Genomic DNA, 23,167 nt, shown 5'->3' on the forward strand with positions numbered 1-23,167 from the left:
TTGCACTTTGCTAGCCCTTCACCTCCATCAGGTTGGGCAGAGGACTTTCACCTCCAAGCTGCTGAGCATGCCCAGCACACAACGAACCCGCTACGCGGGATTCGCGGCTTGGCCGGTAAGGGAGGGCAGCTGACCGGAGGGCTCCTGGCTGAGAGGATGTGGTTGTTCACGCCCATCCCACTCAGAACAGGAGCCCTCCGATGGCTACGATAAGCCCTCTTCGCCGGCGGATGATTGAGGATATGACGATCCGCAATCTGTCGCGCTCGACTCAGCAATCGTACATCTATGCAGTCGCGAAGTTTAGCCGGCATTTTGGCCGCTCCCCGGATCTGCTCGGTATGGAGGAAGTACGAGCCTACCAGTTGCATCTGATCGAGCAGAAGTACTCGTGGGCACATGTTAATCAGGTGGCATGCGCGCTGCGGTTTCTCTACGGCATTACGCTCGGGCAGAAGGAGGCGTTCGAGCGGATCGTCACCGGCAAGGCCCCTGAGAAACTGCCGCCGGTTCTGAACTCTGAGGAGGTCGTACGTTTCCTGCAGGCGGTTGTAGGCCTGCGGAATCGTGTTGCGTTGACGACGGCTTATGCGACGGGCCTGCGCATCGGCGAAGTGGTGCGGCTGAAGGTCGCCGCGATCGACAGCGGACGGATGCTGATCCACATTGAGAGCGCTAAGGGCGGGCGAGATCGGTATGCGATGCTGTCGCCGCGTCTTCTGCAGATCCTGCGGGCCTATTGGAAGCGAGCGCGGCCGAGCTTGTGGTTGTTTCCCGGTCAGGAGCCCGGGAGCCATGTCAGCCGCGGCGCTCTTCAATCGGCCTGCCGCGTAGCGCGGCGGCGAGCTCGGATCGGCAAGCATGTGACAGTCCATTCGCTGCGGCATAGCTTTGCCACCCACCTTCTGGAAAGCGGTACCGACATCAGGATCATCCAGGTCCTGCTCGGTCACTCCCATCTTGAGACGACGGCTCGTTACGCCCAGGTCGCGACCGGCCTGATCGCTGGAACGCCGAGTCCGTTCGACGCGCTGGCCTTGGAGGTCATCCCTCCCGATTAGCGCAGCCTCATGCGTCCCGTACTGGAGGTGGCGGACATTTTCCGCCGCCATGGCGAGGCATTCCGCGTCGCGCAGGGTGATCGGCTTCTGCCTGACCAGCGCCGCGTCATGGCGGCCATCGAAGCGTGCCGCACCGCGAGGCTCGGCGGCCATGTCGAGCAGTGCGATGACTGCGGCCTGGTTCGCGTCGCATTCAACAGCTGTCGCGATCGGCACTGCCCGAAGTGCCAGGGTCTGGCGCGTGCCCAGTGGCTTTCTGATCGCCAGGCCGACCTGCTGCCCGTTGCCTACTTCCATGTCGTGTTCACGGTGCCTGCACCCGTCGCCGCCATTGCTCTCCAAAACAAGGCGATCGTTTACGACATTCTGCTCAAGGCAGCCGCCGAGACGATCCGCCGTATCGGTGCCGATTCCCAGCATCTCGGTGCCGAGACCGGGATGATCGCCATCCTCCACACCTGGGGCCAGACGCTGACGCATCATCCACACGCCCATTGCCTCGTACCGGGCGGCGGCCTTGGCCCCGGCGGGCACTGGGTTCATTGCCGGCCTGGCTTCTTCCTTCCAGTGCGCGTTCTCTCGCGGCTCTATCGCCGTCTGTTCCTCGAGCACCTGCAGGCGGCGTTCGACGCTGCAAAGCTCGAGTTCTTCGGTCGTCTTGCGCATCTCGCGGAGCCAACAGCATTCGCCCGCCATCTCAACCTCCTGCGCAAGGCCGAATGGATCGTCTACGCCAAGCGGCCGTTCGCCGGGCCTGAGCAGGTTCTCGCCTATCTCGGGCGCTACACCCATCGTGTCGCGATCGCCAACAGCCGTCTGCTGGCCTGCGAGAATGGCCATGTTCGCTTCCGTTGGAAGGACTATCGCGACGAGAACAAGTCCAAAGTCATGACGCTCGAAGTCGATGAGTTTATCCGTCGCTTCCTGCTCCACATTCTGCCGAAAAGCTTCCGCCGTATCCGTCACGTCGGCTTCCTGGCGAACACCTGCCGAGCCGCCAAGCTCGCACTGATCCGCGGCGCTCTCCAAGCGCCAGAACCGCCGCCGAGGGTCAAGTCGGCCGACTATCGCGAGCGCTGCGCCGTGCTGACTGGGCATCGCATCGACCTTTGTCCCATCTGCGGAGGTCGCATGATCGAGATCGGCCCTTATCCGCGCTCGCCAATGCCGCGACGTTCAGCACCGCGGTGCGACACGTCATGACCACCTTTAACCCCGCACGTCTGAGCATCCGTTACACAGATCGTAATCCCGACCTCCTCCGTCGGAATACTCAGGCGCGCCCGCATGTTCCGCTACGGTCTCTCCGTCGTACATTTGTCATTGACGATCCCGGGGTCATCAAGAATGATCCATCCGGTAATCGACGCTACCGTCGCCGACCAAACGTTCCGAGCAGGCCGTCGCCGTGCGCTATGCCTTCCTCCGCACCCGCTACCTGTCTTCAACGCCCATAAGGCCCGGGCCAACAACACGCGGCTTCGTTCAATCCGGCTTCAAATCGCTCCCGCGCTGAGCAAGCGGTGACGTCGGCGACGCGGGACCGATTTGAAGCCTCTGAGATTCCATCAAGGATGAGCATTTGCATCGTCCGAACAGGCGGACGGCTTTCCACTTGCGCGGATGCATGCACGATAGAGCCATGGCTCGACGTAGCTGCCCTTCCAGAGTCCCTGGCCGGTGCGCTCAGCCTCGCGCTGAGCTTCGTGATATCTGCCCCTCGAGTATCGGAGCCAATCCAACGCAAGACCGTTGTGCACAAGCCATTCGCCGAGGTCCGCACCACCAACCGAGCAGGTCGCGACCGTGCGGCCATATGGGTCGAGGCTGACTGGGACACAATTGACGGGACGGCGGGCAATGAAGGCGTCAAGGTCGTTCGCGGCCTGCGCACCGCAACGATATTGTAAGCTGTCTTCGCCGCGGCACAGCTGGCCGCTCTCCGGTGCATCGATACCCCAAAGCCGAATGCGCACGCCATGCATTTCCAACGTGTCGCCGTCGATCACGCTGGCCTGTCCGACAAACTGATCGGCCAACGCCACGCTCGACATAATGGCGAGAATCAATGCGACAGAGGTTCGACGCATTCCGATGACCTTGTAGCTATCGCAAATCTCGCGGATTGGATTTCGGCCAGCTCTGAAGTGGTTTCAGCGCTGGCAGGTTCTCTGGCGGCTCGGGAAATGAAACTCCATGCCGCGCAGCCAGCGTCCTTCGACGCGAGCCCAGAACAGAAGTGCGTCCATCTGCCAAGTGGATTCATAAACCTTCCAGACGCCGTCATTCCTTATAACGTCGCCGGTCGCGTTAAATGGCAGGCTGTTCAGCTGGCAAAGCGCGTAAATTTCGTCCCGGCGCGCCCCTTGGGATGGGGCAAGGCGCTGCAGCGCTCTCTAACCACGATGATCATCGGCATGATCATCATGGTCGTCCCGGCTAAAGCGCGATCAGATTGGGTTGAATCGCCATCGCGCTTTAGCTCATTGTTTGAGCATGATCTTTTCGGAAAACCGCTTCACACTTTTCCGGATCATGCTCTAGGTCGCCTTCTCCCCGTCCCTCAGGGCTCGGGCTTCCTGTGCGCGCGGCATCAAGAACTCCGCAAGCGTCTTGGCCACATCCGTCAGGGGACCCGGGTCGACCGCGACCTGCCTGGTGAACGCCGCCCACTGATCCTTCTTGCCGGCGTCCTCGGTGAAGGCCGGGGTGAATGCGTCCGGCGGTGCGGTCGGAATCTCGGTCTTGCGGCGCGCGAATGTCGCCTTGATGGCGCGGGCCAGCGTGTCGCCCTCGAACTTATAGGAGCGGATCAGCACCCAGACGTCGTACAAGTCTTTCAGGCGTGTGTTGGCGAAGCCGAGCGCGACCGTCGCCTGGAAATTTCTCGGCGATGACGGTCTCGCGCGGATAGGAGCGCAGCTTGGGCGCCGGAAAATCCAGCAGCACCGGGAGATCAGTTTCCTGCACGCCGGGCTCGATGGCGTCGCCGAATGCGATATCGATTACGACGCGAACGCGGGCATTATCGACCGTGGCGTCGCCCTTGATCCGGACGCCGCCATATTCGTTTTCGTCGCGGATGCGGTCGACGGTGAAGCTGGCCGGATCGAAGATGACGCCATCGACGGCGGCGATCTCCTTGAAGATCGCCAAGAGCGCGTCGGGATTGCCCGAGCCGAGAAGGTCGAGGTCGCGCGTCGGCCGGAACTGGTTGTCGACCCAGGTTGCGAGCAGCGTCGCGCCCTTGAGAGCGAAGCGGTTGCGATAATCCGTCGAGCCGAGGCGATAAAGGAGCCGTTCCAGCACGTAGTGGGTGAGGAAAAGGTCGAAGGGCTGGTCGCGCTCTCTGGAGAGCGTAAGCAGCCGCGTGCGAACCGAGGCAGCGACATTCTTGGGTGGGTTAGCCATTGGCGGTCATCGCTTCCATATAAGGTTGCATGACCTTCCAAACCCCCGCCTTGCGTGCGAAACCTGCGATCTCCGAAGGCTTGGCCTTACGGGTTCGCAGGGCCTCGCGCAGGCCTTCGAGCGCGAGGTTGAGGCCGGGTGCTGTGACGATAGCGTGTCCCGGCGCTCCGCTGGTAGCGAAAAAGATCGACGACGGTCTTGGCCGGGCTGAAGATTCTTCACCGGGCAACCTTCGATCGTATGGATCTCCACGCCCTCCTGAAGCCGCTCCGGGTTGAAACGAACGAACTGCATGGCTGGATTGGTTGGAAGGGGCTGGCGGTCTTTGGGACCGATGGCGAGCCAGACCATCGAAGGAATGCTATCGGTCAGGTCATGGAAGGCGAGCGCCGAGGTCAGCGCGACGACCCCTTTGGGCACGCGCTTGGCGGCTTCGGCGAGGGAATGGTGCGTATCGATGGGCGCGTCGGGCAGTTGGTAGAGACCGCGCCCGAGTTGGACAACGAGGCCTTTTTCCTTCATGCGGGCGATAGTCGCGGCCGTGATCCCTGCCGTGGCAACCTCGGAAGGGCCCGATGCCGCGCTCCTTGAGGAGTTCGATGGCACGGTCTTGTTGGGTCGAGGATAGCTTGGCCGTGGCTCATGATCCGATTTGTCGGATATATCCTATTTATATCCTGCATTTCATATCATACGGAACTACCGCGTTATAGATATCCTGCGGAACAAAATCCGATCCTCTACGGCCCGCTTGCCGCGCCACAACTGGCGTGGTCGGCCGGCCATACTCTGCGCGCTCCGTTCTGCTGACAGCATGGGAATCTGACACAAGGTGTCCCAGAACGCGGGCCGCACCGTCATGGTCTGATATTGTGTTCGTCGGTCCTGCCGAGCCGCAATTGGCGGCCATCCGGCGCCAACGCAATGTATAGCTTCGTGGGGCAGCCTTCGTGCTTGCCCTAGCTGCGCAGGGTGGCCACGTTCCATGACGCGGCACTTTCCGCGACGAATCTAGCGGTCTCGACCGGGAATTCGCTGGGCCTCGTTTTAATACGACAAGACCGACGCGAGAAATGTCCGCTAAGCTGCCTGAGCCGACACGGTTTCCAACGAAACAAACAGAACACCGCGTTCTTTTTCGCCTGCCTGAACGGTTAACTCATCTCCTGGCGAGCCTTGCGACAGCGCCTGTCCAAGCGGCGAGGACAACATCAGGTAGCCATTGATCGGATCATCCGCGATGTCGCTTATTGTGAGAAATTCCGGCCGCGACGGTTCCACGTCGAGATACCGGATGACGACGCGGTCGCCAGGAGCTAATCGGTATTCCGAATCAGCGTCATTTGATGTGGGATCGAGTTCAGCTCGCAAGGCTGCTACCGAGATTGTCCTGTCTACCTGCGTCGCCGCAAAATCGCCTGACGTTTCTGCAGCAGGCGAAATGACACGATGCTCGGAATAACTTCGATTGACCGGTTCGAGTCCGATCGGCTTAATATGCATACGATCGAGCGTCTGAATTAGATCGTCCATAACGCCTTGTTGATCGATCTGGTAGTTGGAACCGAAGCAGCGCCAAAAGCTCCAACCTACGCGCTCCAGGATGCGCTGCCGGCGCATGTCGTCCGCCCAACGCTCCGGGCCGTGATACCTGTCGCCGTCGCATTCGACAGCAAGACGCCTTCCACCTTCTCCCTCGACCACCATATCAATGGAAAACCCCACAGATCCCACTTGCGGAATGACGCGGTATCCCCGTTCGATAAGTGCCATAAACACAGCCCGCTCGAATTCAGACTGGCAGAGATCAATGAGGTCCAAGCTAGGGTTAACGACGTTCAGCATCGGCTCGCGGAAGTGTCCGATCACTTTCGATTTCAGGTCTTTTGGATTTAGCTCTTCCTCTTTCACGGACCGCACAAGCACCATCCGATCCCTTGCCCGCGACAATGCCACATTGAACCGCTGTTGATACTGAATGGATGTCTGCGATTGTTTGCGGGAACGATCGGCAATCATTGAAATGAAGACGATGTCGCGCTCGTCTCCCTGGAGGGACGCACTGTCACCGCACACAACGCGATGGCGCATCATGGCCGCTTCGCCGATGCGCTCCATCAGAAGCTTCTGAATATGCAGAGCCTGATCGACGCCGATAAGGGAAATGACCCCGATTGACCGCACCGATCCTTCGACAGCCGACGCCTGCTCGACGATCCCCGCAATCTCCTCAACGATAACTTCAGCTTCTCGCGGATTGACCTTGGATTTTCCTCGGCGCTGTCCATCCTCTACGTAAATATCGATCAGCGGCGGGTCCAACCGCTCACTTGGCTTTGGAATGCGAAGCGGCACCAGGTCTTGATTATAGAATTGCATCGAAAAACGTATGATGGGTTCGACACATCGAAAATGCTCCTTCAGCATGACGAATTTGGCGGGGAACATAACGCGCGCGAGATCGTAGATCGAAGACCCCGGTTCAACTTCCGCACGGAAAGGAAACTCGCTAAGGAAATTCTGTCGTAGGCGCGCGATGTTCGCGATCGACAGGAAAGCAGAGCTCGGACTGATCTGGCGGTCGTCACCAACAACAAGCACCTTTTTGCCGCGCAAGAGCGCTGGTAATTCGCGCGCATCGGACTGCGACGCTTCATCAAGGATCACGAGATCAAAACTGGCGAGGGTTGCAGGCAACTGTTCGGAGACGCGCCACGTAGGCATAATCCAGCACGGTACCGCCTCGTAGCAATTCTGCATGGCTAGACGTGCGTTCTGACGATGCAGTACGGCCCTTTGCCCGGTCCCGGCCCCCAAACGCCGAATAATGTTGGCAAAACCTTGAAGGGCGGATTTGGCGGATCCCTTCATTGTAGCGGCAAGATTGAAGAAGGTTCTTTCCTTCACGAGCGTGGCGAACCCGTCGCGAAGAGCCTTCTCTACCTCCAACCGCTCCTGATGCAACTGGGCGAGATGACTGGTGGCTCCAATATTTTCGAGGTAGGTCAACCGCGCCGCCCATTCCCACGCCTCCCGCCAGTCGTTTGGCGCTGTTGGATCTGTTGCTTCGTTGGCAGGTTCGCTTCGTAGGCGCTCGGCCCATGCTGGTACTCCTGCCTTCGAGAGTTCGCCACAGGTGTTGGTGATGCGATCGAAGAAAGGCCCTAATGCACGAACATGACCTAGTTTAGAAAGAATACCCTGCCACACGCGCGTCAGCCGTTCGATATCCGCGTTCGGCTTTCCGATCAGTTCGGTCAAGAGTTGCCGCGCAAATCCTGCCAGATCGGTTTTGCTGCCGTCGAATTGTGCCACCGCTTCTGCAACGTTCTTTGCGACGGCGGCCAGCCTTACAGACGAAACGTGATGTGCTAATGCCTGAGAGAAGGCGGCAGTCGCCGTGGGATGCCGCAAAATCGCGCTCGCTTCATCGCGATTACCGAGGGCCACCGACAATTGCCTCGATACTTCGGCTATTTGGCCAGGCACGCCGGTCAGGCAGGCATGGAGCGTGTCGGAAAGTGTATCGAGCAGGAATACCGATTCTACCGCAAACGAGAGATCGTTTGGCCCTGATAGCTCCACCTTGAGCGTCTCCCAACGCGCCGATAGGCTCGTGACCGCACTGCAGAATTCAATGAATCGCTGAACGTGTTGCCAATCGTTCGGCGTGGTAGGCCGCAGGCCTGAAATTCTCACCGCTTCAAAAACGGGTTGATGACTCTTGGTGCCGAAGGCCATCAGTCCAAACGGGTTCTTTCCGATGCTGAGGGTTGCCAGAATTTGAGAGAGCTGTTTTGCAGGCGGCAATTCCTTCGGGAGATGGACTGGCCTTGCAATAAATGGCGCGCGCTGCGCCACTAAATCGCGCGCGTCGGCCAAAAATGCATGCGCGAGAGGTTCGAGTCGACCGGCCATTGCCGTTTGCTCGAGGATGGCCTCGGTCAACGTCCATGCCCAGGATTGGTCCCGGAGAGAGGATATGCTCGACGCTAGGCGCTGCAGCCGCTCGCCAAGCTCGGCAGCCTTGTCGATGCCAAGCGTTGCAATTGCGCGCCGGGTTAAAGGTTCGGAAGCCGCATTTTCGGCTGTAAGGGCTTGTGCCGCAATCAAATCGAGATGCCAGGCACGCACAGTCTCGGGATCTGGCAAGTTGGCGGGGCTAGGAAATTGTTCTCCCAGGTATTTGAGATCACCTTTGACCGTTCTGCGCGCTGTGAAAAGCGCGTCGATCTCGGCCAGGGTCACGCCCGTTTCCGAAAACGATCGCACCGGCCGATCCGAAAACCATGTATAACGCGCCTTGTCCTCAATCACCCGTTTGGCGGCCTCAAACGGCAGTTCGGTAGAGCCAGGTATCGGCAAGAGATGTTGGGTCGCAATTTTTGCAAGACGCACATCGATTTCGCCAAGGCGATTTCTGTCCGCAAGAATGTTGGCCTCAAGGTCGCGAATAATGTTCACCTGCCGCGCGCGGTTCGTATCGATCGTGTTAACTACCCCGAGCATGAGGCCGATCGCCTTCTCGACCTGCTTCATCCCCTCGCGTTCGGATGTTGTCACGCTGATTGCAAGATCGCGTACACCCTCGGGCAGTTGGTCCTGAATGACCCGTAGCGCAGTCTCTCCATGCGAAACGACAAGGACGCGCCGTCCCGTCGCCAGCATGTGGCTAATGATGTTCGCGATGGTGTGCGTTTTTCCGGTGCCTGGCGGCCCCTGAACCACGATCCCATCCGACTTCTCCAGGCGGCGAATGATCTCGACCTGCTCGTCGTTGAACGGCTTGGGAAAGAACAGGTCGCCATGATCCGGGTCAACCGCCCCCTCCTCTGCGTCCAGTTGGACCTCGCCGGCTGCACCCAAGCGGTCTCCCAACGGCTTGAACATGTCGTCAACACCGTCGGTGGGACCCAGGACCAGCGTTCGGGCCGCACCTTCAATCTTAATCGGCTTGCTGTCCTCCGAAGACACTTCTTTCTTGAGACGCTCGATATCACGCAGTACGGAATTGCTCGACCGTCGGCGCGCATACAGCACGTAACGGTCGCTCACCGTCAGATATTCTCCCTCGGGCTCAGGAACCGGCTCAGATGCCGGCAGCGAACGGTGGTCGGGAAGAAACCGGCCTTCGGGGTCAAGCTGGCCACCGCAGATTTTTAGGATGGGCTCAAAGGTCTCCGCACGGAACGGGGAGATTCCTTCATTATCTGGCCCTTCCAGCGAGCGAAGGCAGCGCCGCGCCGCGTCTTCCGCCAGCACAAATCGCGCGCCGGCGAGCTTCTCAAACGGCCGAAGTTCAACGCGCGTCACACCGCTACGCGGGCGAACGGTAATGTCGGCGTTGCCCGTCTCGGCGATTTCAATTTCAACTCCGCATTCAATCATTGGAAGGTCGACGAGCTCGGAAAGGTGCTTCCATCGCGCTAGACCGATTCCCCACACCAACTCGATCGATTCACTGCCGCCAGACTGGAGTAATCGCTGTGCGATCTCGAAGAGCCGCTGATAAACGGCGATGGATCGCCTTCGCGGCTTCTCTACCTCGGACCAAAGCGACCAGGGGCCGGCACAGTATTGTTCAAGCGCGCCTTGAAGCGCCGGCCGATCCCCCAGACGCAACATAACATCGTAGAACTTTTGGTTGGGGGTATCTGATTTCTCCGTTTTCAGTGATGGGACGCAATCTTCCGGGCGTGCTTCGCAGGTCGCTATTAGCCGCTGCTGTTCCGCCTCGGGCACACGGATATGAAGTGCGTCGTGTATAACCGGAACGCGAAGCGGATCGTTAGAAACCTCGATCCACTCCTTGCCGGCGCCGTCAATCGCCGGCGGCGTCGTGCGCTGCAGGCGTTGAACCCGCAACCAGATCGGGCCGTCAGCGTCACTGGTATCGCACTGGATTGCAGGAAGTCCTACGATTTCATGCTGGTGAAGAGCGAAATGGGATCCATCGGCGAGTTTGTGCTGCGACAGTCGCGTTGCAACGCGCTCATCCAGCTTGACGAGCGCCTCGACGTAATCAAGCAGGCCCGCCAACCGCCGTGCGGCCAGTTCGTCTTCTACAGTTATTTGGGCGGGCACGGCGAGCGGGACCCCTAAAAGTTATGGACAGCTTTAGAGCGAATCGTTGCGTATTTTAGGCGCCCCTTCAACTGGTATGATCGTAGCACCACAACTCTCGCGAGGTTATTTTGCTGTTAACTATCCACTTCCGCATACCTCCCGCAAACAGCCGACGCCATTCAGTTGGCACCGAGCACAGCCCAAACCTCACGCCGCCTCCCGAATTTCCAACGGGGCGGCACCAAGCCGGGTGAAAAGCCGCTTTCGGCAGGTCAAAACGATAATCTGCACTTTGTCGCCAGCGCGCATCAGGACATCGAACATGCTTTCAATGCGGTCGTCGTCTGAAAAAGCGAGCGCGTCGTCGAGGATGACCGTGGCCGGCCGGCCCTGGCCGAGCAGCAGCTCGGCGAACGCCAACCGCGTGAGGACGGCGAGCTGCTCCTTCGTGCCGCCGCTCAGTACATCGAAATCCTCGCGTTGTCCGGCACGTTGAATCGCGGCGATGCGCAAATCCTCGTCGAGAACAATATTGGCTCCTGGCAGGAGCATTTTCAGGTAGGGCTCTACACGGCTGATAACCGGCGTGAGGTAGCGGGTCTTTGCCTCACCTTCGGCTGCTTCTAATGTCTGCGAAAGGAGTTTTAGGACAGCCGCCTCGTTCTCAAATTCGGCTACGGCGCTCGTGAGGCGATCACGTTCAGCCTCGGCGGCAAGAAGCATTTCTTCGACGCCAGCGCCTTCGTTAGCCTCGATCAGCGCGGTAAGGCGTGTCACCTCAATCCCGAGATTTGCGACCGACCGCTGGTGGTTGGCGGCGGCGCCTTCGAGCCGCTTAATTCGGGCGTCGATAGCCTCCACTGTTTCGCCCTGACCGCGCAGCTTCTCTGCCAACTGTTCATCCCTCGCAACGGCGTCACGTTCAAGGCTCTCTGCGTTTGCGGTGAGCTGCTCGTCGCTGGCGCCGGCACGTCCAGCTGCTAGGTCCGCTTTCTTGGTCTCGATCGTGCCGTTCAACCCAGCAAGACGTTCGCGCGCGCTCAGGAGTTTTTTGTCCGCCTGGGCGAGAGCGTCCTGAGGCCCTGCCAATTCAGCCTCAGCTGTCTCGATTTCGGCAGCAAACCGCGCGCCTTCTGCATGATTGTTGGCAATGTCGCTTGTCAAATCATCTTCGCCGGGAATTTCCGCAAGTCCGCATTTTTCCATCTCAACTCTGAGCCGGCCGCGCAACTCGCCCAAATGGCCCTTGAGAGCTTCCAGCCCGGCCGCCAACTTCTTCGTCCGATTTCCGGGAGCGAGATTTGCCAGCTCCTTGCCGACGTCTGCGGAACGCCGCAGATATTCCTTGCGCTGGGCCGCCGCCGTGCGCGCGGCGGCTAGATCCATGACGCCTGCAGTCTCCAAAGCGGCTTTCACTTCCTCTTGGGCGGCGTCCCGGCGTGCGACCAAGGCGGCACGATCTTTGATTTGAGGCTCTACCGTGATCGCGCCCACGTCTTGAATGGTGATTACTGTCTTGCCAAGGATTAGCATCGATGTTGCGGATGCATCGAGCGCTTTGCCGTCTAAGGCAACACTCGGCAGCGCGCTTTCCTCCAGGGAGAATGAAACAGTGGTCGCAACAGCGTTCGCGGCTGCATCCGCGGCCGATAGCTCCGTAACGGCCTCCTCGATCCTCGTTACGGCGGCATCGGTCGTCGCAGTAGCACCGATCAATTCCGAAAGCTTTCCCGCCTCGCACTCAAGCGAAGCGGCCTTATCGAGGGTCAGCTGATGCTGGATGAGTTCCGCATTCAGCGACACAATGGCACGGATACGCTCAAGATTCCGCGCTCGTTCGGCGTTCCGGCTTGTTTCACTGCGAAGATCAGAGAGCTTGGCTTCGCCGGTATCGACGGAAGCCTGGGCGTCGGCCTTCGCAGCAACAGCGCCGGCGCTTGCCGTATTCAGATCGCTGAGTTGCAACTCGAGCGATTCCAGTTCTGCAACGGCTTTGGCGCGATCATCAACCGATCTCCGGGCTTGTGTTGCGCGTTCGCGCGCGAGCTTGGCCGCGTCCATCGCACTTCGAAGCTCGGCAGCGTGTGTCGCGGCAACCGTGCGCTTGGTCCGTTCTGCCTCGACTTCCAGGCGGTACGCCGCGTCGTCCCAGCTATCCGTTTCCTGTTTAAGCTCGCGCTTATTTCGCGCAAGATCTTCCATCAACTGAAACACTGACTGCCGCTTCGCTTCGAGGTCGGCGGTCTCCTGCTTGCTCTCGGCAAGCCGATCCATTGCGTCCTTGAACTTCCCGCGCGGTCCTTTCGAACTCCGTAGCTTTTCAAGGGCGTCTCTGATGGCTTTCGGAATTTTCTGGCCTCGCGTTCCACCTGTCACAAGGCCTACCTGCGCTTCCAGGCAGCCTTGCATGGTGCGCTGGCCATGCTCGTCAAGCGCCGCATCACCGAAGGATTGCCCCTGCTGCACCCAAAGCGTTCCCCAGATACCAGGCTCGCCGCCGCTGCGACTGCCGGCAAAGCCGAGAAGGCGCTGCAATTCCGCCTCCGCTGCGTCGTCCTCGAACAGCCGGCCATCCGAGCAGGTCAAGGTTGACTTACCAGCTTGTCCCGCGAAACGCTTGTGAATGGTCCAGCCCTTGCCGTCGATGTCGAAGGCGAGCTTCACTTCGGGCACGGTGCCGTTGACGAAGTGGCGAAACGCCTTGACGTGCGCAGCCGTCGACTTGGCCTTTTCGAAGATGGCGCCGTTGATGGCTTTCAGCAGGGTCGATTTGCCCAACTCGTTTCGCCCCACCAAGACATTCACGTTGTCGCCAATGTTGTCGACGCGGATGGTTCCGACAAATTTGCAGAAGTTGGTAAGCTCAATCGATCGGATCTTCATGGCCGTGTCCCCTGACGAAGGTGCTCGATGTAAAGACGCTTGAGAGCAAGGGCGGCAAGCGACGCCTGGCCTTGATCGGATAAGATTGCAGCCATGGCCTTGAGGCGGTCTGCTGCCACGCGCACAAAGCCGCCGTGATCGATCTCATCGAGATCCTGGTCGGTCGGATTGAGGACAAGGCCGGCCTCGTCAAAGCGCAGGCCGCGAAGCGCAGCTCCGACGCTCTGGAGGATTTGTTCCTCAAATTTCTTACGGCCGGCGAGAGACACCGCGCCCGTAACCCGGAGATCGACGACGATTTTGCTGAGGTCTGAATCGAGCGCACGAAGCTCGCTTTCGAGCAAATCCACTTGTGCATCTTCGGTCAGGACCTTCTCGACCCTGTGCCATTGGTAACGGCCTGTCGGGATTGGCGAGACCACCGGCAATGCATTTGAGCTGTTGACCTCGACAAGAAGCGCCGAACCGCCGTTGCAGTGCGAGGAGACGGGATTTGGCGGAAGCTTGAACTGGTCGGCCTCGGGCGTGCCGCTATACCAGCAACGGTCGTTCACCCGCATCTGCCGATGCCAGTCACCCATCGCAAGGTAGCAGAGGCCCGCGCTGTCCGCGCGGCTTGGCGCCACGTAGTTGCTGGCTTCACCCTCTGATCCAAAGCCTTGAATGGAGCCGTGCGCCATGCCGATACGGATCGCACCTTCCGGCGTTGCCTCCTTATCCATATAGGCCGTGAGATCGTCCGCGCTCGACGTGAAACGAAGGGGCGCAGGCAACACAAAGATAGGAGCGCCACCCTCGTCCGCGATCTGCACCGCACCCGTCTGCGTATGCACGGTCACATTCGAGGGGAGCTGCATGCGGACAATCCGATCCCATAGTCCGTTTTCACGGAAGTGATCGTGGTTTCCCGGCATGAGATGCCATTGAACGCTTTTGAACGCGCGCATGTTCTCAATGGCCCGTGCCAAGGTCTGTTGAGACATCTGTTGTTTTTCGTAGATGTCGCCGGAAATGAGGACCGCCGTCGCGCCGGATTTAACCGCAGCCTCCCCAAGGGTCCGAACGACGGCCTGACGTGCATCCTGCAGGGCGCTCGCAACCTCCGGCTCGAAATAGCCAAAAACCTTGCCGATTTGGAGATCGGATGAATGGATGAATTTCATGGTAGACGCCCTCCCCTTAATTCTCGCTAGAGTAGAGAGCAATGTGCTCCTGGCCTAGCGGGAAGCCCAGTTATGCCCATTTCGTTTTTGTCTTCTGCGAACCGGTTCTTCGCAGTGAAAGGGTGAACGCCCGCCGAAGCGGGCGTTCAGGCTTAGGCGTATTGGTTGAGCACCCAGGTGACGGCTTTGCCGTCGTAGGGGGGCATCCGGTTGCCCTTCGCGATGGGTGCGGTCGTGCTCGGCGAGCCGTCGACCTTCCAAACACCGCTCTCCGGGCATACTTCTCCGGTGCGGGCCTTAGTGCCAATCGGGGCACGTTTTGCTGTAGCAGTACTCATGTCTTACTTTCCTCATAGGTTGGCAGGTCATCCCGGCTAGGCACGCCTTGACAGGCCCGGCGGCCACTAGATCCGCCGTAAGGCATGGCCCTGCGCCTGCCTTCAAAGGGTCAATCGATGCGAAGAAGGCCGACCGGTAAGTCCGTCGGAGCTACAAAGAAATTTTTTTTCGAGCACGCCGTCGGGCACGGGGCCACAGATGAAAAAAGCCGGGCAACGGGGACAGATACGCGCGGATTCCTTCCGTGGAAGCAGCCCGGCGCGGATTTCAGCGATAAACTCCTCGGCGGTCGCACACCGATTGTTTAAGACCCGGTCCGTCATGGTTACGGCGCCAATCGTGCCGTCACCGAGATGGACGAACTCAACGGTACATCCCGGAAAGGCCTTGTACGCTGCGAGCGTAAAGACGCCCGCCGAAATGTTCTCAAAATCCTTGGAGCCGGCATGGCCGGTCCGGATCGCCCGAATATGCTTCCGGCCGTTCGGTGCCGTAAGCACCTCGTCGGGACGAACAATGACCTCACTGGCGCCAACGCGAAAGCGCATCTCGGTGGGTATGGCGCGGGCGTAGCCAGTGCGGGAAGATACAAAGAAATCAATCAATTGCTTGGCAAATCGGCGATAATCTTCTGAATAGCCATGGTCCGTGAGCCGCCGCGAATCCCATGCCTCAGTAAGGCGAGCATCAAGCTCAGCGGCGGACGGCGTGAGGGTTGGATCCGCAGTCAACCATTCGACGAGCGACCGAACGGCATTGTGCATCTGCATGAACGGGGTTTCGGTTCGCCTTCCACCGATCTCAAGAATATGCGTATAGAAGAAGCGGCGAGGACACCGCTGGAACAAGGCGAGCTGGTGATCCGTGAGTACAATCCCCGCTGGGAAACTGAGGTGAACGGGAGCGGCATCTACATCTGGGGGAACTGCCTGGCGCGGGTGAACGTGCCCGCTGACGATTGTCGACCCGAGCCGAGCCAGAAACTCGGAAGGATCGCGCCGCCGCCCGTTCTTAGCCTTGGTCGGCGAATACAGAAGAAGGCGGTCTCTCGCCCGGGACATCGCAACAAAGAATAAGCACTCTTGTTCTTCGACGTGACCCTTCCTCAGAATATCGACGGCGGTGCCCGACAAACCTTCAATCATGCCATCCGGAGGTATGCACCCGCGCATCTGGTTGGGCGAACGCGGAATTGTATCAGCATTCATACCCGGAAGGTGGACAGCGCGAAACTCCAGGCCCTTGCTCCCGTGAATCGTCATGACGCGGAGAGCATCGATGCTCTGTGCAGCCGCCGGCAGCTCCCGGAGATCCCGCTCATCAGCGAGCAAAACAAGTCGGCGTATTCTGTCGAGAAGACGCGAAATCGGAAGCCCGGCTGCCGCCGGCTGTGCCCGGACAAAATTCATGAATTGCCAGATCGCTACACCCCGCGCACGGACCGCGACATCGTCAGAATTCGCAATAGCAGCCGCAAACCGCGTGCGATCGAGGAGAACCGTCGATACCACCTGCCAAGGGGGCGACGCACGGACGAACCCGTTCAGAACATCTCGCAGCCGCGTCAACGCAGGGGTCGCATCTGCGGAGACGCTGCTCAACGGTGCACCTTCCCTCAGCCAAGCGAGCGGCTCACCCTCGTATTCCCTTAAGTGGGCGATAACCGCTGCGGTAGCCGCCAACGAAAGCCGGAACTCCGGTATTGTTCCCACACGCGCAAGGCCCATCGCGCGTCGGTCGATCAGCAACGAGAGTAGAGAGAGCAGCTGTTGGATTTCGTCTCGCTCAAAGAGACTGCCAAGGAACAGCAACGGGATTCCCATGCTCTCCAGCTCGGCCGCCATTCGTCCAAGGCGCTCATTACCTGTACAGAGCAGGGCTTGGTCTCGATAGGAAATCCCTGCAGCCCGCTGAGTTTCGATGGCTTCGGCAATGGCCGCGACTTCGTCCGGAGCCATGTCGACGGCGGAGTACTTCGGTTTCACACCGGACGGACCGCGCTCCGCCTTCAATTTCACGTCTGCGCCCGCCGCCGCCTTCATGCCATGCTCCGCAAACGCGACAAACGCGCTCACGATCTCTTCGGTCGACCGGTAGTTCACTTTGAGGCGGCCGGTTTGACCACCTGGGAAATCCTTAGTGGCAAACCGCGCAATATTGACAGACGACGCGCCCCGGAAGCGATAAATGGACTGCTTGGCATCGCCGACGACCCAGAGGTTTGTCCCGTCCCCGCACAGAGCTTTAAGAAGGCGCACACTGGCCCGATTCACGTCTTGGAATTCATCAACCAGAACATAGCGATGGCGAGCGCGGAGTTGCGCACGCACCTCCTCATCCGTTTCAATCAGTCCTACCGGCAGCGCGACGAGATCGCCGAAATCAAGGCACTGACGCTCAATTTTCAACGCTTCGTATGCTGCATAAACCTTGGCGACCTCCTGACATTTTTCAGCCGCCTCTCTCGTCTCACCCGGTGCAGCAGTTTCCCACATGGCATCGGCAAGCTCGGCGTAACGCTCCGGTGATGTTACCTCATCTTTCGCACGCGAAATCGCAGCGAGGATGTCGCTTAGCGCAAGCGACGGGTCCCATACATCGCGATAGTGTTTCAGATCCAAGCGCGGAAACTGATCGGCCAGCTCGTCGATGGCTTCCGTACGATCCATCAGCCTAGGATTCGTGGGAAGCTCAAGGCGCTCGTGAAAACGACGGATAATGTCTAGGCCGAATGAGTGAAATGTACCGATCCACATTGCGGCGGCGGCTGCAGGGATTCGGGCCGCCAAACGATCTGAGAGTTCACCGGCCGCTTTGTTGGAGAAGGTCAGCACAAGGATCTGGTCTGCAGGAATCTTCTTGTGCTTGAGTAGCCATTCCACCCGACCTACTAGGGTTTGCGTCTTTCCCGTACCAGGACCGGCCTCAAGCAAGTAAGGTGAACCCCAATGTTCGGCCGCAAAACGTTGCTCGGGGTTGAGCGACTTTTCCGCATGGACATCCGTATCTAAGCGAACGGGAGGAAGTAGAAGAGCATCTAGTAACTGCTGTGCCACAACATCGAAGGGCGCACCGAGCCGCTGCGCAATGGCCGTTGCCGTCAAATTTTCGTCGAGATGAAGTTTGCGCACAACGGATCGGGGCAAGAGCAGCTCTCGCCCGAACAGGTCCATTTGGACCTCGCGGCGTTCGCGGCGGCCATAGTCAATAACCCGATCGACACCAATGGGCGCCGCCTCCGCCGGGCGCATCGGGCTCACCTCATAAGAGAGCGTGCTCTCTCCAGCCCCGCCGAATTCAACGTGCCCGATCTCATGCGCGACAAGAAACGCATTCATAAAATCATTGCCGGCATCTTCGTGCAGAATGGTCAGTCCGCCTGGGTCGTATGAAGCACGCGCGCCGCGCAAGCGCGCATCCCCCGTCGGAAGCTTCTCGACGGCAATCGACCGGCGAAGAGCTTCGGCACAGGCGAAGGCGTAAGGCTGCCAGGGATTGGCTCCCTTTTGCGCGGCCGCAAGATGCAGCCGTTCGGCTGTCTGGCGTGTGATTTCGATCGTGTCCATCTAGGTAGACGACATGAAAATATCGTCTTTCTCCTCGGAGGTGACACCTGAGTTAATGAGGAGTCGCTCGAATTCGATCTTGGCGGGAGCTTCGGGCTTCCCGTCCGACTTATAGCTCGCCCCGGGAGCCACGGTCGTGGGTTGATCGAGATATTCAAGAAGGACTTCGGTCGTTGAACGGGTCGCTATGGCTAGCCGCCTTAGGAAGGGTTTGGGAATTGATGTCGCAATGACGATCCGGTCCCTTAGTGCAATCAGGATAGAACGGCGAATACGAAGCTCGGTCGCTAAGGCAACAAAGGAAGGCCCCTGAAACAGGGTAAAGGGATTCTCGACTAAGCGGGGACGTTCGGCGCGGGGCGGCGTGGCAGTAAACGCATCCCATGCCTTTTGTACCGCAGATTCATCATCTGTGGTATGAACGATCCCTTCGGAAGAGAGCCTAAGCTCGCTCAAGAGATCAACCAAATCGGTCGCGTATTGCGGATAACGCGAAAGATAGCGCTCAAGAGTCGCTTTATCGTAAGAAGGCTCGACGGCAAACGCCAACAGCACATGCTCAAGAAGGGAGTCTGTATCTGCTGTGCTCATGCGTCTTCCTCCGTTTCGAGAGCCTTCCGAATCGCTGCATACGCTCGGTCGCGGCGGTTCCGGGCAGTCTTTTCCGTGCAACCGAGGAATCGGACGATCGTAGGAACGTTGGGTTCCTGAGAATCTATCTGGATTCCGCGCAGCAATAGTTCGATCACGCGGCGCTGATTGTCCGGTAATGATTCAATCGCGGCGTAAAGCAGTGACCGGTAAACAGGATCGTCAAGTTTTGACTCGGATACTGGATTCTGGGCTGCCGCGGCTTTCTCCACCTCAGCATTGAGTTCACTGGTTTCATCGTCATAGCCAATGGATTCCGAGCGCTTTTCTTCTCTTAGGCCCTTTTTTCGACCGTCCAGACGAAGGGTAGCCAAAGCGGCATCAAAATTTACTTCGTAGTAATCGAGCCGCTCATCATATCCGGCCCGATCCTGGACAAGCATCCCCTGAAATCGATCGACCACATGCTCATTGATCGCCATGTTCCGCTGCGAAACCAACGACTTACCCTCACTGCCCCCCTTTATCGCCGGGTTCGGTAATCGAGCGAGGATCCGTTGCCTTAGTGTGCGGAATATCATTGCGAAGAAATGGTCGGAGTCGTCGGAGCGACACCCGCGGATCAAGTGAAGTAGGCACTCCGTCGGAATATAACCGGGATCAGATGGGTCGGTGATCTTACAGCGATCTACTTGATCCGAACGCGACACCTTCACGAGATCATCAATCGCATTCTCAATCAGCAGCCTGCGCTGATACAAGACCCCATCTTTCAACTTGCGAAGTGGAACGGCCATGTGGGTCCAAACGACGTGATTGGGAAAGGATCACTCGGTTCTAGTCATTGCTTCCTTGCTACCGGAAGCTGTAACTCAATTGCGGCGAGCCGTCGAGACAGAGCTCGTGTGGAAGGATAAAATCTCTTATATACAATAGTTTAGCGGCAGCTCACCGGAAATCCGCACCTTCAACGTATCGATATGCAAATCCGGTCTGTACGTGTCGCGCGGCTGGATGACGCGATGCTTTGGCCTCACGGCTGTCAAAGCCGCTGCCACCATACTTGGCTTCGTCCCCTCGCCCCGTTTTCAGCGGGGAACGCTGCATCGAGACCGGAAATGCACTTCATCTCCGCTGTAGGATCGGCGACCTGATCGACCACCAGATGAATGAACGCCGTTGGCGTTTTGCACTTTTCCGGCAGACCCCATCAAGGATGCGGCGAGGATAGCGCGGCGGTTCTTCTCGAATATCGAGGGCCACACGATGATATTCGCATTGGCGCTTTTCCAAGGAAGCCGCCGACAACCTTGCCGAGCTAAAGAAGCATGCGATGGCTGAGCTCTGTCCACTCGTCAAGTGAGCGCTTGCCGTCGTGAATGATGGCCCTGTGTCGAATTTCAGCCGGCCGGCGTGAGGCCGATAATAAAGTCACGGTGACGGATCAACACCTCTGGTCCACCCTGGGTGGACCGATGAACATTTCAGCTTCGAAGCGTAGCGCCGACCCCAGACCTAGCCCCCCTGATAGATACCTCGCACGGACCAAGCGCAGGCGGGGTAATCAGAAGCTCGTCGAGATTATCAAACAGCGCTCCTTGACAGGGGATTCGGGTGCCAAACCGGCTATCGAACACCTGGAAGCTCTGAGGTTTCAGAGGCGCAAGTCCGAGAAGCAAGTTGCTGAGTGATTACATGGCGACAGAAACCTGTAACGCTGATCGTTGCTGGTGCTGGACCGCTGATCAGGCTCGCGTGTGCAGACGAGTTGAGGCTGCTCCGTCGTTTGGGCGCCCCGTTGGCACTGGGGCTTACTCCGCGGCCCGGGCGACCGCGGCGCCGGCCCCCTCCGCGACGTCGGGTACCGCAAGCGCCTTCGGCTTGCGCAAGCGCACGTAGACCTGCGTCGTCAGAAGCGCCACGTACAAGACGTTGCGGGCAAGCCGGCTATGGCAAAGGTTTTTCCTGTAATAAGCGGCGCACTCACTGACACAGCAATCGTGCATCATAGCCCATTTGACCGGACTGCGCTCGCACGAGCCGCAGCCACAAGAGGACACCCCTGCATCTGGCTCGGTAGCCTTCAGGTCGCTCGGCGCGCCTGGGACGGGTACGGATCAAATGGCGGCTATGGTCTAAAGAATCTCGCCACGTCATTCGGCATCGAGTTCAAGCATCATGACGCGGCAGAAGACGCGAGAGCCTCCGGCTTAATCGTTACGCGCGCAATCACCGATACAAAGATCAGCCTCCAGGCGTGGATTGATGACATCGGATATGAGGGTGTCGCCGGTTTGCCTCCGAGACCATTTAAGCGCAAGACCGACTGGAAAAGACATTCCCAAGACGGCAATCCCGATGGACCGCTATTCGGTGAGACCATCGTTTTTACTAGCGCGTTATCTATCGAACGCGGCTCAAGCCGCTCAGATGGCGGCTGTCGCAGGGTGCAAGGTTGCAGATTCCGTAAGCAAGAACATTACCATCCTGGTTGTCGGAGATCAGGATCTGCGGCTTGCTAAGGGACAAGAAAAAAGTTCGAAGCATCGCAAGGCGGAAGCGATGATTGCCGATGGCGTCGCGATAAGGATCGTTCGCGAGAGCGATTTCTTGATGATGGTTGAATGACTGGACGCTGGCGATTACGATTCCACGTGACAAATATGTAAGCCGCCATACGAGGTCTGGTATCTCGACGTATGCGCCACATATGGCAGGCATGAACAAGACATTTCCTCAATTTGAGCCACGACAGGCGAAAGGCGGTCGCTGGTTCGTTTCGGTAAAGACCGGAAATGGTCCAGATTCCCATATTGGGGACTTCGCGACCGAGGCGGAGGCGCGGCATCGGATTTCGGCCAAATCGAAATACTGGCCCGACAAACCGATATAGGGGTAGCCCAAAAAAATACGCCGTCGGGCTCGAAATACGCGTTCCGGCTGCGCCCTGTTGCCGGTTCGTCGAGTTTTCCAGCCTCAAAATGTCCGACGATGGAAAATTGCTGTTTGATCGATCGCGGCTGCAGCACCGCCTCGGTGCAGCCACTCAAACGCCCTATTGGAGGTTCGCTCCCACAAAATCACCCGCTAGATCGTTTGATTTTGCTGAGGAGCTTAGTGTGTTTCTTCGGCGCTCGAAAAAGAAGCTCGACGCAGGTGCGGCTGAAATGGCGTTACTCGTCAAGATCGAACGACTGCTTAACGAGTGGTAGCATCCCGCTTCGCCAAGCCTCAGATCACTCCCGCCCCGCAGCCATGCGGCGCCGACTTCGAGGTAAGCCGCCCCGCCACGGTCGAAATCATACTTCGTCGCGCGATCGCGAAGCTACCAGATTGTCGACATTAGCGAACGACCTACGTTGACGGCCCCGCCAGAAAGTTTTTCCTCGCTTGAAACCTTTTACGCCGAGGCGCGTTGAGGGCGGCGAGAGAATCCTGGATTGCTTCGATTGTCTCTTAAGCGGAGAACTGGCGCGTGAACACAATAGAGCGAACGGTCGATATCTACGTCAAGCTTTGTGATCGCAACGCCTTGTGTGAACTTCGCGAACATCGCCAGAGATTAGTTTCCGGGCTCGATCACAACCCGCACACAGTCACAGGGCGCATGGCCCGTGAAGTGCGTGCGGAAGTCGCAGTGATCAATGCTGGCTTAGCCAAGCTTCCGGATTAAGACCTAGGCGAGTACGCGACGCGCTTTCGCATCCTTGACCGCGGCAACGATTCATATCGCTGGCGAACTGGTCGAGCCGAGCGCCGAGCTGGACGACTAAATCGTTTGACATTGGTAATCCTATAGTTGAATGCGCGCTGCTGCACGAGCGCGGTCACGCAGTGGTGAAAACGAACGTGCGCGGGTTTGCGTGTCGCGCGGGTTGGGGACGCAGCGCGGTCGCGTTTCGGGGAGGAGCTTAGCGCACGGGCCCTTGGCGCCGGCTCCTCATCCGTTAACTTTGTATGAACGATGTCACATTCATCTGTCCCGGATCATGCTAGTGTTCTGACTCATTCATTTGCATCCCGCTTTTGCGATGGCGAGCGCTTTTTTGGCTCGGCGGTGCTTTGCGAGGATGGATTTGGCGCTGGC

General features: G+C 58.7%; 12 protein-coding genes and 1 pseudogene. 3 read left to right on the top strand and 10 right to left on the bottom strand.

Going from position 1 to position 23,167, the window contains the following annotated elements:
- The first annotated feature begins 200 nt into the window (after nt 1-200).
- Together ABIB78_RS31100 and ABIB78_RS31105 are read left to right on the top strand one after the other, a co-directional pair.
- Nucleotides 201-1,061: a tyrosine-type recombinase/integrase gene (locus ABIB78_RS31100; RefSeq protein ID WP_429031550.1), complete on the top strand. Its 861-nt coding sequence runs from the start codon at nt 201-203 to the stop codon at nt 1,059-1,061.
- 9 nt (nt 1,062-1,070) lie between these two features.
- Entirely contained in the window at nt 1,071-2,264 is a 1,194-nt protein-coding gene (locus tag ABIB78_RS31105; protein ID WP_429031551.1) for an IS91 family transposase, read from the top strand.
- A gap of 365 nt (nt 2,265-2,629) precedes the next feature.
- Here the strand turns inward: ABIB78_RS31105 and ABIB78_RS31110 are convergent, their stop codons facing one another.
- The 10 genes and pseudogenes from ABIB78_RS31110 to ABIB78_RS31155 form a co-directional block, all read right to left on the bottom strand.
- Entirely contained in the window at nt 2,630-3,151 is a 522-nt protein-coding gene (locus tag ABIB78_RS31110) for a thermonuclease family protein (RefSeq protein WP_429031553.1), read from the bottom strand.
- 450 nt (nt 3,152-3,601) lie between these two features.
- Nucleotides 3,602-3,880 (bottom strand): nucleotidyl transferase AbiEii/AbiGii toxin family protein, encoded by a 279-nt coding sequence (locus ABIB78_RS31115; RefSeq protein WP_429031555.1) that lies wholly within the window; start codon nt 3,878-3,880, stop codon nt 3,602-3,604.
- A complete protein-coding gene (locus tag ABIB78_RS31120; protein WP_429031557.1) occupies nt 3,861-4,472 on the bottom strand; it encodes a nucleotidyl transferase AbiEii/AbiGii toxin family protein in 612 nt (203 codons plus the stop codon). Before ABIB78_RS31120 ends, ABIB78_RS31115 begins: the two co-directional genes overlap by 20 nt.
- Nucleotides 4,465-5,073, bottom strand: a pseudogene (locus tag ABIB78_RS31125) (type IV toxin-antitoxin system AbiEi family antitoxin domain-containing protein). The gene ABIB78_RS31120 and the pseudogene ABIB78_RS31125 overlap by 8 nt, the downstream one beginning before the upstream one ends.
- 479 nt (nt 5,074-5,552) lie before the next feature.
- Nucleotides 5,553-10,556, bottom strand: a complete 5,004-nt coding sequence (locus tag ABIB78_RS31130; protein ID WP_429031559.1) for an AAA domain-containing protein — start codon at nt 10,554-10,556, stop codon at nt 5,553-5,555.
- 189 nt (nt 10,557-10,745) lie between these two features.
- The gene (locus ABIB78_RS31135) at nt 10,746-13,421 is read right to left on the bottom strand and encodes an AAA family ATPase (RefSeq protein ID WP_429031561.1); all 2,676 of its coding nucleotides are present in this window, start codon (nt 13,419-13,421) and stop codon (nt 10,746-10,748) included.
- Nucleotides 13,418-14,584, bottom strand: a complete 1,167-nt coding sequence (locus ABIB78_RS31140; protein ID WP_429031562.1) for a metallophosphoesterase family protein — start codon at nt 14,582-14,584, stop codon at nt 13,418-13,420. Before ABIB78_RS31140 ends, ABIB78_RS31135 begins: the two co-directional genes overlap by 4 nt.
- Nucleotides 14,585-15,024: 440 nt before the next feature.
- Nucleotides 15,025-18,489: a UvrD-helicase domain-containing protein gene (locus ABIB78_RS31145; protein WP_429031564.1), complete on the bottom strand. Its 3,465-nt coding sequence runs from the start codon at nt 18,487-18,489 to the stop codon at nt 15,025-15,027.
- On the bottom strand, nt 18,490-19,080 hold the full coding sequence (locus ABIB78_RS31150; protein WP_429031566.1) for a hypothetical protein: 591 nt from the start codon (nt 19,078-19,080) through the stop codon (nt 18,490-18,492).
- Entirely contained in the window at nt 19,077-19,877 is an 801-nt protein-coding gene (locus ABIB78_RS31155; protein WP_429031568.1) for an RNA polymerase sigma factor, read from the bottom strand. Before ABIB78_RS31155 ends, ABIB78_RS31150 begins: the two co-directional genes overlap by 4 nt.
- A 1,561-nt stretch (nt 19,878-21,438) precedes the next feature.
- Here ABIB78_RS31155 and ABIB78_RS31160 point away from each other — a divergent pair.
- A complete protein-coding gene (locus tag ABIB78_RS31160; protein ID WP_429031571.1) occupies nt 21,439-21,708 on the top strand; it encodes a hypothetical protein in 270 nt (89 codons plus the stop codon).
- The last annotated feature ends 1,459 nt before the right edge of the window (nt 21,709-23,167 follow it).

Source organism: Bradyrhizobium sp. I1.14.4 (assembly GCF_050435825.1).
GTDB lineage: Bacteria > Pseudomonadota > Alphaproteobacteria > Rhizobiales > Xanthobacteraceae > Bradyrhizobium.